General features: G+C 60.6%; 12 protein-coding genes and 1 pseudogene. 7 read left to right on the top strand and 6 right to left on the bottom strand.

What is annotated here, in order from left to right:
• Positions 1-493: pseudogene (locus Y707_RS22270) on the bottom strand (zeta toxin family protein); the annotation flags it as partial.
• A 226-nt stretch (positions 494-719) separates the two neighbouring features.
• Complete coding sequence (locus tag Y707_RS0100650) at positions 720-1,166, bottom strand: hypothetical protein (RefSeq protein WP_162150147.1); 447 nt, start codon at positions 1,164-1,166, stop codon at positions 720-722.
• Positions 1,167-1,328: 162 nt separating this feature from the next.
• Between Y707_RS0100650 and Y707_RS33095 the strand changes: the two genes are divergently transcribed.
• Positions 1,329-1,460 carry a hypothetical protein gene (locus Y707_RS33095; protein WP_275451177.1) on the top strand — a complete coding sequence of 44 codons (132 nt, stop codon included), beginning with the start codon at positions 1,329-1,331 and terminating at the stop codon, positions 1,458-1,460.
• 213 nt (positions 1,461-1,673) lie between these two features.
• Positions 1,674-1,916, top strand: a complete 243-nt coding sequence (locus tag Y707_RS0100660; RefSeq protein WP_026533689.1) for a hypothetical protein — start codon at positions 1,674-1,676, stop codon at positions 1,914-1,916.
• A gap of 517 nt (positions 1,917-2,433) precedes the next feature.
• Here the strand turns inward: Y707_RS0100660 and Y707_RS0100665 are convergent.
• Both Y707_RS0100665 and Y707_RS0100670 read right to left on the bottom strand, forming a co-directional pair.
• Positions 2,434-2,667 carry a hypothetical protein gene (locus Y707_RS0100665; RefSeq protein WP_026533690.1) on the bottom strand — a complete coding sequence of 78 codons (234 nt, stop codon included), beginning with the start codon at positions 2,665-2,667 and terminating at the stop codon, positions 2,434-2,436.
• A 94-nt stretch (positions 2,668-2,761) separates the two neighbouring features.
• Positions 2,762-3,367, bottom strand: a complete 606-nt coding sequence (locus tag Y707_RS0100670) for a recombinase family protein (RefSeq protein ID WP_026533691.1) — start codon at positions 3,365-3,367, stop codon at positions 2,762-2,764.
• A gap of 185 nt (positions 3,368-3,552) precedes the next feature.
• On the opposite strand from Y707_RS0100670, the gene Y707_RS22275 reads away from it, so the two are divergent.
• Positions 3,553-4,833 carry a carboxylate-amine ligase gene (locus Y707_RS22275; protein ID WP_081744529.1) on the top strand — a complete coding sequence of 427 codons (1,281 nt, stop codon included), beginning with the start codon at positions 3,553-3,555 and terminating at the stop codon, positions 4,831-4,833.
• Between the two features lie 173 nt (positions 4,834-5,006).
• Here the strand turns inward: Y707_RS22275 and Y707_RS33345 are convergent, their stop codons facing one another.
• The gene (locus Y707_RS33345) at positions 5,007-5,336 is read right to left on the bottom strand and encodes a helix-turn-helix domain-containing protein (RefSeq protein WP_155852616.1); all 330 of its coding nucleotides are present in this window, start codon (positions 5,334-5,336) and stop codon (positions 5,007-5,009) included.
• Here Y707_RS33345 and Y707_RS32015 point away from each other — a divergent pair.
• The 4 genes from Y707_RS32015 to Y707_RS29370 all read left to right on the top strand — a co-directional run bounded on the left by Y707_RS32015 (position 5,263) and on the right by Y707_RS29370 (position 8,653).
• A complete protein-coding gene (locus Y707_RS32015; RefSeq protein ID WP_081744530.1) occupies positions 5,263-5,727 on the top strand; it encodes an excalibur calcium-binding domain-containing protein in 465 nt (154 codons plus the stop codon). The two genes, Y707_RS33345 and Y707_RS32015, sit on opposite strands and share 74 nt — an antisense overlap.
• A 661-nt stretch (positions 5,728-6,388) precedes the next feature.
• On the top strand, positions 6,389-7,477 hold the full coding sequence (locus Y707_RS0100695) for an IS110 family RNA-guided transposase (RefSeq protein WP_026533693.1): 1,089 nt from the start codon (positions 6,389-6,391) through the stop codon (positions 7,475-7,477).
• Positions 7,437-7,811: a sortase domain-containing protein gene (locus Y707_RS22285; protein ID WP_081744531.1), complete on the top strand. Its 375-nt coding sequence runs from the start codon at positions 7,437-7,439 to the stop codon at positions 7,809-7,811. The genes Y707_RS0100695 and Y707_RS22285 overlap by 41 nt, the downstream gene beginning before the upstream one ends.
• A 743-nt stretch (positions 7,812-8,554) precedes the next feature.
• Positions 8,555-8,653 (top strand): SHOCT domain-containing protein, encoded by a 99-nt coding sequence (locus tag Y707_RS29370; RefSeq protein ID WP_081744532.1) that lies wholly within the window; start codon positions 8,555-8,557, stop codon positions 8,651-8,653.
• A 186-nt stretch (positions 8,654-8,839) separates the two neighbouring features.
• On the opposite strand, the gene Y707_RS0100715 is transcribed toward Y707_RS29370, so the two are convergent.
• Positions 8,840-9,479 (bottom strand): hypothetical protein (locus Y707_RS0100715; RefSeq protein ID WP_026533695.1); only part of this gene is annotated, 640 nt, incomplete at its 5' end.

The following is a 9,479-nucleotide window of genomic DNA, read 5'->3' on the forward strand; positions in this document are numbered from 1 at the left end:
CGACCCATCGTGCGCGGGCCCGTTCGAGGGCGACCGCAAGGCTTAATTCGACATCGAGAATCGTCAGGTGACCGTAGTCGTTGGCTTCGAGGTTTTCAAGGTATCGCGTGCCCAGCCCCGGCCAGAAGGGAGTCCCCTCAATGACGACGTTTTCCCTGGCCTGCAGGCAGCGGGCCAGAATATTCTCGGCCAGCATCGTCGACTCGTTATGTACTAACGAGGACAGCTCGTTGAGCATGATCGGGTGCCCGTCGGCAAGGTTGTGCGTGAGCAGGTTATCGAAGCGGCCCTCGGTGAGGGCGTGGCGCAGCAATAGGGTCTTGATGGCGTCCGGGTCGATGACCCGCCAGCCATCGCCGCGCAGGTGAAGATCCTGGATGGCCGAAGACTTCCCCGCACCCGGCGGGCCTGCGGTCACAATAGCAGCCCTGCCATCTTTGGCTATGTCCGGGCCTTGGTCGAGAAATTGGAGCCCGCAGATCATGGTTGCCACCGCGTCTGCTCCGACCAGGTCCACGCTGGGCGCCCCGCTGGCGCTTTCGAGCCCGTATAAGCCGGAACCGGCCCATCTGCTTCCGGCAGCCCGGAGATCTCCAGCCCTGCCGAAAGCCGAGCTGTGGCCGCACTTTCGTGAAGCAGCCGAAAATCTGCATCGCACGAGGAGCACGGTGGTGCCACACAAACCTGCGCAGCGCCGTACCTTAGCGGGCGGAAGGCTGTTACGGTGTCCTGCCGGTGCTCTTCTTCGGTGGCCCGACATCCGTTGCGTCTTCGCCGGTCGACTCGCCCGTTGGTCGGCCCGCTTCATCCGTTCCGGTATCGACCCGGCCGGATTCCTTGCCCTCGTCCTTCTTCACATCTTCGCCGGACTTGGTGGTGCTCTCCCCCACGCCTTCCGGCGGCATGTCCGACTCGTCGTGAACCTCATCAGAGCCAGGTTGTGCGGGTTCCTTGACGGGCGGCTCACTGCCCCAGGCGCGGGCGGTGCCCTTGGCCTCGCCGCGCTCTTTCGTCCGGCCCTCATAGGGCGGAAGGGCGCTGTCACCGGTGTCGATATCACCACCTGGTCCGGGGTTGTTACCCTCGTGGTAATCATTTCCTACGCGGTCGTCTTTGGGCGGATCTGCCGGAGCCATCTGGCCCTCCTCGTTGATTGTGCGTTTCACCGTCGCCGAGAATTAGGCGTGTGATGCAGAACTCATCACGGGACCAAGTATAGCCCCGGCTTGAAACAGCACAACGGTTCGAGCGGGCCTTGACGCCGAATACGGGTCACTACACGTTAGGGGGCCGTGGCATGTTCAGCGTCCGCGGGCCCGCTTGGCTGCATGCTCAATTTCGTTCAGCAGGTCCGGATCAGCGACGACGCGGAAGCAATGCGGCCGGCCGCCGTCGCCTCCCTCGTTGAAGTCGTCGATCATGACGAACTTGCCGATGAGGCCGGGCGAAGAGAGCCATAGTGATAAATCGGTTTCAATTCCGCCCGCCGGGGGGTTGTATATAGGAGCCGGACTCTGTCTAATGGTAAGCAGGCTTGGCATCCGGGGTTCCAGATGCGGACGCCGGTGCCGGGACCGATAGAGACGGGCTAAACCATTGTCTGTGCCCGGGGAGGCGATCAGCCTCTTTACACGCATGGTGCGGCCCACGGATGACGATAATGGAGGCACATCATGGCAACCGGTGAAACTGGTTTTGACGACGTATCGTTTGATCTTATTTCCGTGCAGTATCACTCGCTGAAGGCTGGCCACGATTATGGCCAGTATGTCCGAGATGCCCGCAATGCGGGCCGGGAGGACATCGCCGGGTTTTTCGAGCAGGTGATGGCTGAGAATTCCCGGCGTGCCGAGCAGTGTCATACGTTCCTCGCAGAGCTTTCCGGCGCTTCCGGTTCCGGACCCGCGATGAGTTGACCATACTGCCGTGGCCGCCCGGCACGGTGACGATGATCCGTTCCGGTGGCCGCGGCTCCGCTGTGTCTGCACATAAACGCCATCTCGGCGGCACTAACGCCGGTACTCAACTCCACTGCCTTCTGCACCATGAGCTCCACAAGAGGATTCCGGCCACCACTGTACTGTGACGGCCGGCATGACCTTATCTGATACCACCGAGTGACGGTTTTCTTTGCCATTGACTTGCTGTGCGCAAGGGGTGGCCCTGCGGAGCTCGAGTGCGCACATCCTTGCCCCGAAGGCATTGGGCTGGCATTACCACCTCGCCACCGAGCTGGAGATGCGGCAAGGGGCAGCACCAAAGACTGCAGCCTGAGGGACGGGCGCCCAAAGGCGGCACGGCAACCGCCGCGTCTACCGCACCTCTGAGCCCAATAGAAATTTTCCCTGGGGGTTGCAGGATTACAGAGGCGTAAATCCGGTTTTGGAATATGGAACAGTAACCGACTAAAAGATACAAAGGAAGTTGAGTAACTTACTGATCCCCCAAAGGCCAGGAGAGGGTAATTTCCACACCGCTGTCCTTCTCGCGGATGAGCAAATGAATGTCTTCGTCGAACATATCTTCATGGCCGGCTCCAATACCCTCCTCAGCAGCGTGATCGGCCAGATCGGCCATGCCCAGGGCCATCGCCCGGCCCCAGTCTTGAGGATGTTTACTTGAGGCTGTCTTGGTGACCTGATACCTGCCGAGGATCTTCGTACCCATGCATAGACAGTAGCCCGCTCAGGGGTGAATGGCGAGACACTTCCACGGACGGACAACCCGAAGAACTGAAACATCCCAGCACGTGATGAACTGGCTATGAGTTCGATGTGAGCCAGTGCCGGGCGTCCAGTTCCGCCATGCGCCGATACAGTGTCGCCCGCGACATCCCCAGATCCCGCGCCACCTGGGTGGCCGGTTCGCCGGCGTTAATAAGTCGGCGGGCATTGTTGATCTGACTGTCGGTGAATTGCTCCCGGCGCCCGCCCAGGTCCTTACCGGCGGCACGGCGTTTGGACACCGAGTCGGTGATGCGTTCGCGTTTGATCTCCAATTCCATTTGAGCCAGGGCGGCCATGACGGTGAACATCATCGCGCCCATCGACGTGCCGGTATCCACGTTTCCTCCCCCGAGGTTCAGCACCCGCAGGTCCACTCCCCTGGCCCGCAGCTCATTGGACAGCTCAAGCATGTTCGCCGTTGAACGCCCCAACCTGTCGAGAGTGGTCACCACCAACGTGTCCCCCTCGTCCAAGGCCTCGAGCGCCTTCGCGAACTGCGGCCGGGGCGCCCGGGCTCCGCTGACCCCATGGTCGGTGTAGAGGTCATAACGGCGCACCCCCGCCGCCAACAGGTCTTCAAGTTGCCGTTCGGCATCCTGATTCTTTGTCGATACCCGGACGTAGCCGATCAGTTTGCCGATGTCATCCTCCCCCGTATGTCTCGCAACAGTAAATGTGCACCATCAATCTAGCACTTACTTGCGGTACAGGGTAGCGAGACATCCAGAGAGGCCGGAGGGCCACGCACTTGCTGGATTCGAAAATGAGACCACTGTCTCACCCAAAGTTGTCTTGTAGCCTATGGGATGCAACACACACTCGGGGTATGGGCGGCGTCATCGAGGCCACCATCGGCTTAACCGAAGGATACGAGCAATCCGCGAGAGTTCCGGGCGTGGCGCCGGCTGTCGCGTTCGTCGGCCACACTTGTCAGGTGCGTACTCTTGGTGTCGAGGAAGAATTTCTGATCGTAGATCCCTACAACGGCAGTCCCTTGCCTCTGGCCGCAGACCTGCTGCGTCTCCAGGACCGGTTCGGCCAGGCGGTAATCCGTTCCGCCCAGCCGATGCTGGCTGTCGAGCTGCACCAGGAACAGCTCGAAGTCATCACGCACCCGCACAGCAGTCTGAGTGGACTCGCCGCCGAGATACGGGCAGGCCGCACCTTTGCCGACTCGCTCGCCCGACAAGCGGGTGCGAGGATAGTCGCCCTCGCCACGTCCCCGCTGGCGGTCACACCCCATGCCACCAGCAACGACCGTTATGACGCGCTGCTGGAAAAGTATGCTCTGACGGCCCGCGAGCAGCTGACCTGCGGATGCCATGTCCATGTTTCCGTCGGCTCGGATGAGGAAGGCGTCGCGGTCCTGGACCGCATCAGGTCCTGGCTGCCGCCGCTCATAGCGTTGAGCTCGAACTCCCCGTTCTGGAACGGCATGGACAGCGGCTACGCCAGCTTCCGCACGCAGGTCTGGAACCGGTGGTCCACCGCCGGGCCGACGGACGTCTTCGGCTCAGCACAGGCCTACCACGCACTGGTGGCGGATCTGTCGGGCACCGGGGTGGTCATCAACCCGGATTTTGACGCGCGCCTCTCCGCCCGCCACCCCACCGTCGAGATCCGGGTGTCCGATGTTTGCCTTGATCCCCGCGACGCTGTCCTGATCGCCGCCCTGGTGCGGGCACTGGTGGAGACCGCTGCCCGGGAATGGAAGGCCGGACAGGCACCTGACATGGTTCCAGCCATAATCCTGCGCCAGGGGGCCTGGCGGGCCAGCCGGTGGGGTATCCAGGGCGAGCTGCTCCACCCGATAACCCACAAGCCGGACACTGCAAGACATGTCATCTCCGCACTCCATGACCATGTCCTGGACGCCCTGGACGAGGCCGGGGACGCGGCCTACGTCGAGGAGTCCCTGCAAAGGATCCTCAGCAGCGGAACAGGGGCCAGCCGGCAGCGGCAAGCCTACCAACGCAACGGCCGACTGGTTGACGTCGTCACCGACGCCATCGGCTTTACGCACCAAGAACCCGCCGATTACTATCCTTCGGGGAATGGTTCCTCAAGTGGGACGCAGAAACCGCCCACGGTGGTCCCATATTCATAACAAGCGACACATTTTCGAGCGAGTTGGGGTGTCTCGGCCAGGCGTCTTGATACCCACGGGTTACAAGACTGGCAAAGTGCACACTCGGGTCACAATCCGCCCAGAAGGCGCGAACGCAGGAACAGGGTTAGTTACATGGATTCTGGCACGTTGGCGGAGGACAGTTTCAAATGTCAGTTGCTGTGGGTCATAAACGGCCGTTTCTGGTTCATGGGCGGGCGTTCTTGCCGGCGGCTTCGCACAGAAGCTTCCAGAAGCAGGCGGTGCGCAGTGGAGGCCGGCAGCCCGGAGAACTCAAAGGCCTGCTGAAGGCCGAGCCGTGGCCGCGCTTCCCTGAAACAAGGAACTGGAAAACCCATAAGTGCGCAAAATACTGTTTCCTGCGTACACTGCAAGTGTAACCAATCACACTCGTAACTAGGGGAACACATGAATAAGAGCACAGCAGGACTCGCCCTCGCCGCAGCAGTAGGCTTTTCAGCCCTATCAGCAACCCCGGCCATGGCAGCAACGGCCCTCCCATTCGAGAACTGCACTGCCGCAGCAAATGCAGGCGTTTTCAACATTCCCGCCGCCAGCCCTGCCTACGGCACCCACCTCGATCGCGACCGAGACGGCTTCGGCTGCGACGCAGCTGGCACAGCACCTTTCGACCCAAGCATCGTCGCGGACATCGTCGCTGAGAACACGCCGCCGGCCGATGATGTTGATGTGGCCCCTGAGGTTCCCGAAAACGACCAGATGGATGAGGTGCCTGTCGGTGGCGTTGATACTGGGGTGGTCCAGGAAAGCGGTAACAACGTGGGTGCTCTCGCCCTCGGTGGCGGATTCATTCTGGCAGCGGCAGCGGGCGGAACCTATATGGTTCGCCGCCGTAACGATGGCCAGGCCTAGTCCTAACATCACCGCGAACTGATCGGACATGAGTTTTACGCATGAATTAGTTCAACTGGCGGCCGTCGCAGAAGCTACTTGGCATCTGCGACGGTCGCTCTTTTACTTCTCACCGGCTGCGCTCAGAACCACACCGAGTCAACGGAGACTACGGCTGCGTCAACATCGCCGGTTCCGGATCAGAAATCACCAGTGTCGGCGCCGGAGGCCTCCGCCAGCCGGTTGCCGGTCATGGCTGCATCACCGCCGGTCTCCGTCAGCATTCCTTCCATTGGCACCCTCTCCGAACTGTTGCGTCTCGGCCTGCAGGAGAACGGGTCGCTGGAAGTTCCCCCTGGTAACCCCGGCGCTCCCGCCGGCTGGTACAACTGTGAGACTTGTTTTAGCTGGTCTGGGACTGGCTGGCAGGATAGTTACCAGCCGCTCCACCCTGTGGCGTGACCCTTGGTACAACTGACTCTCAGGGTGTCCTTTTGTGGACTTGTCCGTCCATCGGGGTGGGTCGGCCGGTACTCGTCCGGCCCACTTCGGTAGCTTGATTAGAAGATTGTCCACCCTTGCGGGCGTGACCCCTCACAGTTCTGTTCCGACGTGATTCCTACCCGGACTGGTACCGGCCGGCAACGGCCACCAACCAAGTCCATCACAAGAGGAAAAACAAGTGACCGCTCTGTCTATCGTCTCTCATTGCCACCCATTTGTCGTGGGCGTCGACACTCACGCACGCGACCATGTCCATGCCATCGTCGAAGCCACCAATGGCGCACTGCTGGATACGCAGTCATTCCCGGTTACCGCAGCCGGTATCAATCGGGCCATCAAATGGGTCGCACGCCGCACCAACGCCGACGCCGATACTCTCTGGGCCATCGAGGGAGCCGCGTCCTACGGGGCGATCCTCGCCGGCACCGTAGCCACCCATGGATTCCCCGTCACCGAGGCTCCTCGCATGGACGCCAAGAAGAACCGCGGCGTCGGTAAAACCGATGCCTTGGACGCCCACAGGATGGCTGTGGCCGTGCTGCCGTTGCCGGTTGAGAAACTGCGCCGTCCCCGCTTGAATGAAGGGATCCGCCAGGGCTTGCGGATATTGGTGACCGCCCGGGAATCCATGGCTAAGGACCGTACCCGTTCGATCAACGCATTGAACGCTTTGGTGCGCAGCAATGACCTCGGAATTGATGCTCGCAGGAAGCTCACCCCGGTCCAGATCGAGGAGATCTCCCGGTGGCGTGAACGCGAGGAAGAACTGGCTTTGAGTATCGCCCGTGCCGAGGCGGTCCGCCTAACCAAGCACATCCTGGACCTCGACGAGCAGCTGAAGTCAAACGAGCAGAAGTTGGATGAGCTGGTCGAGGTCAGCGAAGCCGCACCGCTGCTCAAGGAGAAGGGCTTCCGGGCGGTGACCGCGGCGAAATGTTTGGTGGCGTGGTCACATGAGGGACGGGTCCGTAGCGAGGCTGCCTTCGCCTGTCTCGCTGGCGTGAATCCCATCCCTGCATCATCGGGGAACACGGTGCGGCATCGGTTGAACCGGGGTGGCGACAGGAGACTCAACAGCGCCTTGCACATGGCTGCGATCACCAGGATGACCTATGACTCCGAAACCCGCGACTACGTCGAGAAACGTCGCGCCGAGGGCAAAACCGATAAAGAAATCCGGCGCTGCGTCAAACGCTATCTGGCCCGCCGTGTGTTCAGAATTCTAGCTGCCGCGGCTCGGACCAAAAAGGTGCAGGAAGCGACTTGACAGACATAGAAGAGTCCAATCCCCCACTCCGGGTGAACGCGGCCCGGCCACCCTGCTCGGGCACGTCAACGCATCTGATGGGGGTCCGGGCGTATTCGCTGATCTGCGCGCCCTCACACCCGGAGACATCATCGAGGTCACGCGAGAAGATGGCACAACTGCCACCTTCGCAGTGGAACATGGCGAGCAGTACCCCAAAGATGCGTTCCCCACAGAGACTGTCTACGGATATACCGAAGGAGCCGAACTCCGGCTGATCACCTGTGACGGATACGACCCCGCCACTGGCCGGCTTGAAGGGAACTACGTCGTCTACGCCGAACTCGTCACCTAAGGCCCCATGCTCGACGAAACTCCTCGTCCGAAGCTTCGGAGACCTTCCTGTGCGTTTGCAATTGGTCCCGGAACAGGTGAGGACGCACCAGCTGTTCGGTGGCCGGCTCAGATGCAGACGTAAAACGGGGCGACTTCAGCTATTCAGGGACCGGACGCGCGCAAGTTCCGCCCTGGCAGATCGGTATATCCGCATCTGATCGGTCAAGAGCCTCATCCACTGGTACAAACCGTACGGTGGAAAAAGAACACCTACGATAATGCTCAGCATTGACGGAGTGTAAAAGGGTCTCTGAGTGGTCGGCGGTGCGGCTCGTTTCCGGTCCGCTGACTGCTCTCGCAGTTCGGCGCTCCGCTCTTTAATTTCTGCCATCCGGGCGTTGTACTTGGCAGTAATGGCAGCGTCCCGGCGCTCATAATCGGCGTCTCTTTCCGCTTTTGTTCTCATGGCAGGGCCTAAGGCTCTGGTGAGCCACCAGTAGTATGCCAAAGCACAAAAAGAAACGAAATGGTCCCGCTCCGTACCTGCCGGGGCAGTTTTCGGTGTTCGTTCCTCGATTCAGTGGAACGCCGGCCTGATCCAAGGGTCCATAACTGTATTCGTCTCCGGAAACAAGGCGGAGATTGGTGGCGTCCAAAAGGACGTTGGCAAATCCATTGTCGACACAATTCGGCAGCGTATCAGCACCTCCAGCGCTCGGGTGCCTACAACAACCAACCACGCCAGAAGCCCACGTCGACATTATGGGGCAGCTCAAACAACTGGGTGAGCTCCGCGACGCCGGCGTACTGACCGAGGACGAATTCACAGCAAAGAAGACCGAATTGCTGGACCGACTCTAAACAATACGTATAGGTAAGTGAAGTACCCGCTTGTTCCTATTGGGCAGCGGTTACCGCCGATAACGGGCACATATGTCATGCTCAGCCCCTATTTCACTTTTCCAGTGGGACGCTGCTTGAGAACGGTTCCAACCTTTTCAACTGAAGCGAACCAGGACAGCAATAATGCTAAGGCCGCTTAGTTTTTTACCGTCGGCGGCGACCAAAGAAGCCGGGGCGAGGCTGTTTCGTTTTCTGGATTCGTCGGTCCACCGTAATGCGCAGGCGACGGTGCCGATGGCCGCGTTCGTCGTCAACGGCCACCGCGATTTTGCCTGCGATTCGTGTTCCTGCCTCGGTCAGTTCCCATTGCCGGTCCAGCGATGTTTTCACCGCGAGCAGCCGAAATAATTCGAGTTCACGTCTGACTTCTGCCTCTTCCTCACCATCGAGAGGGTTCGGCAGTCTGGCCACGGAGTCACCGCGTGAATGAGTCCATAGCAACACTTCTTCACTGCGTGTGCCATGCAGTCGGAGCATGATCTGGTCATCGGATAGCCAGGTCGGTGTCCCTTGTGGCGCGCCGCCGGATGAATGCCTCCTACTGATGGACTCGTCGCCGTTCGTTCCGGAGTCTTGGATGAAGGCCATAGCGGAATGGCCGCCGCGCCGGATATGGCGGCCACGTCGAAGAAAGACGGCCAGGAGACCGGACACAGCGACGGTTCCGGTGACGTAGAGCATCAGGGCGTAGCGTTCCTCGCCCCAATATGGGTTGTTGCGGCCCGTCATAATGGGTAGCTCGTCTACGGTCATGGCCACTCCGGCACCGAACGGGACGCTCCAC

Origin of the sequence: Arthrobacter sp. H14 (assembly GCF_000520495.1) — a bacterium.
Taxonomy (GTDB): Bacteria; Actinomycetota; Actinomycetes; order Actinomycetales; family Micrococcaceae; genus Arthrobacter_C.

Coding starts and splice junctions, on each gene's coding strand:
- Y707_RS33095 (WP_275451177.1), top strand. CDS start 1,329: ATGCTCAATTTCGTTCAGCAGGTCCGGATCAGCGACGACGCGGAAGCA.
- Y707_RS0100660 (WP_026533689.1), top strand. CDS start 1,674: ATGGCAACCGGTGAAACTGGTTTTGACGACGTATCGTTTGATCTTATT.
- Y707_RS0100665 (WP_026533690.1), bottom strand. CDS start 2,667: ATGGGTACGAAGATCCTCGGCAGGTATCAGGTCACCAAGACAGCCTCA.
- Y707_RS22275 (WP_081744529.1), top strand. CDS start 3,553: ATGGGCGGCGTCATCGAGGCCACCATCGGCTTAACCGAAGGATACGAG.
- Y707_RS32015 (WP_081744530.1), top strand. CDS start 5,263: ATGAATAAGAGCACAGCAGGACTCGCCCTCGCCGCAGCAGTAGGCTTT.
- Y707_RS33345 (WP_155852616.1), bottom strand. CDS start 5,336: ATGGCCGGGGTTGCTGATAGGGCTGAAAAGCCTACTGCTGCGGCGAGG.
- Y707_RS29370 (WP_081744532.1), top strand. CDS start 8,555: ATGGGGCAGCTCAAACAACTGGGTGAGCTCCGCGACGCCGGCGTACTG.